Origin of the sequence: Streptomyces sp. NPDC020845 (genome assembly GCF_044334165.1) — a bacterium.
Classification (GTDB): Bacteria; Actinomycetota; Actinomycetes; order Streptomycetales; family Streptomycetaceae; genus Streptomyces.
In genome coordinates this window covers 1-2,677 of the sequence record NZ_JBIRSJ010000073.1, presented here as the reverse complement: position 1 = coordinate 2,677, position 2,677 = coordinate 1, and the positions used below count along the sequence as shown (strand labels likewise).

Here is a 2,677-nt window from a genome sequence, read left to right as displayed (position 1 = left end):
CCCACCATGCAGCGCGGGGCAAGACCATCTGGGTCGAACAGCGACGGTCGCGTTCCTGGTTCCACCGACCATGAGTGGCGGTGCCCCTCCTCACCCGTCGGCCACTGCCACACGCAGCGGCGCCCGGAATGACAGCAGGCCGAGCATCGGCGCCCCCTCCGCCCCCTTCGCGAGGCGCGCCTTCGGCAGGCTGCGAGCCGCCGCCCGCAGGGCCACCGCCGCTTCCGTTCGCGCCAGCGACGCGCCCGGGCAGCGGTGGCGACCGGCGCCGAAGGCCAGGTGGTGGCGGATGTTCACCCGGTGAGGACACATCCGCTCCGGGTCCGCGAAGACCTCCGGATCCGAACCGCTGCCCATGAGCATCAAGAGCAACTGCGCCCCCGCGGGCAGGTCCACCCCGCCGAGTTCCACAGGTCGCGCCACGACCCTCCGCCATGTGGTGACCGGCGGCTCGCGCCGCAGCACCTCCTCCACGCAGGCCCAGGACGCTTCCGTCTCCTGTGCCACCCTTGGCCACATCCCGGGCTCACTGAGTGCCCGGCGCAGCACGGTGGCGATGAGCTGTCCAGTGGTCGACTGGCCGGCGATAAAGACGAAGAAGCAGGCACCGACCGCCGTCTGGGCGTCCAACGGCGTTCCGTCGGGCAGACGGTGCCGGGCAAGTGCTCCGACGAAGGAGCCGTCGGCAGCCCTGCCGGTGCGCACGGTCTCGGTCAGCCATTGGTGGAACTGGCACACCTGGTGGGCCAGTTCGAGCTGTCGGTCCAGTGCGGGCCTGCCCCAGAACAGCTCCAGCGACGCGTCGCTCCAGCGGATCAGCGTGGCCGGGTCGACGTCTTGGATGCCCAGCAGCTCCATCAGCACTCGGCAGGGAAGGACCTGGGCGAAAGAGGCGAACAGGTCGTATTCGCCGTCGGTGTCGAGCCGCGCCCGCGCCGCGTCGAGCAGTTCCCCGGCCAGGCGCTCGATCACCGGTACGGCGGCCTCGACGCGTCGGGCGTTGAAGAACCGGGTGATCACCCGGCGTAGACCGGGGTGGCTGTCGGTTCCGTTGTTGGCGAGTGCGGGCGGGAGCTGGAAACCGGCCCGGGCGAGCACCCGCAGCACGGCCACGGGCAGCGGGGTGACCGCGTGCTGGGCGTTGTCCGGACGGAAGGCGTCGGGGTCGAGCAGAACCCGGCGGATGTCCCGGTGGCGGCTGATCAGCCACAGACCGGTGCCCGCGTCGTGGTGCACGGGTGCCTGGGAGCGCAGCGTGTCCAACCACGGGTAAGGATCGCGGACAAAGCCGTCCCCGAACAGGTCGAGAACGCCCAGCGGATCGTGTCCGGCGCCGGGCGGTACGGGCCCCGCCGCCCCGCTGTGGGGCCCGGCGACGCGGACCCCCGTACCAGGTGCGGAGGTGTCCAGGGCCGGTGTGATCACGGACGGACGGTAACACGTGACCGCTCGTCCACCGCCGCCGTGTGCGCGGCATCACTGGGGCATGCGGCGGCGGCCCCGGGCGGCCGGCCTGCAATCCTCCCCCACCCGCCGGCCGGCCACCGCGCGCGTGTCAGAGTGCAGGTCATGGCCCAGCACACCACCCAGCCGACCAGCCCCGCCCCCACCTCCGGCGCCCGGCCCCGCCCCGCGCCGGATGCCACAGCGCCCTCCGCGGACCGGACCGATCCGCACCGCGCCCAACTGAGGAGCGCTGCCCCTGCCCCAGCGGCGGTCTTCGACTGGATCGACCGGCGCGCCGAGTTGCGCCGCCGCGCCGGGCTGACCCGTTACCCGCGCCCACGACCGGCCGACGAACCAGTACTGGATCTGGCGAGCAACGACTACCTGGGCCTGGTCCGCCACCCGCGCGTGGTGCGGGCGGCCACGGAAGCGGTGGCGCGCTGGGGCGGTGGCGCCACCGGCTCACGCCTGGTCACGGGCACCACACAGCTGCACCTGGAGCTCGAGGAAGAACTAGCGGCCTTCTGCGGCTTTCAGGCCGCACTGGTCTTCTCCTCCGGATACGCGGCCAACCTGGCCGCCCTCACCGCTCTGACAGGGCCGGGGACGCTCATCGTCTTCGACGCCCACAACCACGCCTCCCTGGTCGACGGCTGCCGACTCTCCCGGGCGAAGGTCACACAGGTGCCGCACCGTGACCCGGCCGCGGTGCACGCCGCGCTCACCGGGCGCGGCGGGGGCCGTGCCCTGGTGGTGACCGACTCGGTCTTCTCTGTGGACGGCGATGCCGCGCCGTTGACGGAACTGGCCGAGGCATGCCGTGCGCACGGCGCCGCGCTGCTGGTGGACGACGCACACGGCCTCGGAGTGGTCGGCGACGGAGGCAGCGGCGCACTGTCGGCCGCCGGTCTGGCCGGTGCACCGGACGTGGTGGCCACCGTGACGCTGTCGAAGTCGCTGGGGTCGCAGGGCGGAGCGGTGCTGGGCCCCCGCAGGGTCATCCGGCACCTCACGGAGACGGCCCGCACCTTTATCTTCGACACCGGGCTCGCCCCGGCGAGCGTGGGCGCGGCCCTGGGCACGCTGCGGCTGTTGCGCGAGGAGCCGGAGCGCGCCACTCGGACCCGGGAAGTGGCCCGGCGACTGTCGGCGGGCCTGACCGCCGCCGGGCTGGAGGCCAGCCTGCCGGACGCCGCCGTGGTGTCCGTCCGCGCACCCTCACCAGAAGCCG

2 protein-coding genes are annotated in these 2,677 nt (G+C 73.3%); one reads left to right on the top strand and one right to left on the bottom strand.

What is annotated here, in order from left to right:
* Positions 1 to 90: 90 nt before the first annotated feature.
* A complete protein-coding gene (locus ACH4U7_RS53110) occupies positions 91 to 1,425 on the bottom strand; it encodes a cytochrome P450 (protein WP_398534931.1) in 1,335 nt (444 codons plus the stop codon).
* Positions 1,426 to 1,569: 144 nt separating this feature from the next.
* On the opposite strand from ACH4U7_RS53110, the gene ACH4U7_RS53105 reads away from it, so the two are divergent.
* On the top strand, positions 1,570 to 2,677 hold a 1,108-nt coding region (locus tag ACH4U7_RS53105; RefSeq protein WP_398534930.1), incomplete at its 3' end, for an 8-amino-7-oxononanoate synthase.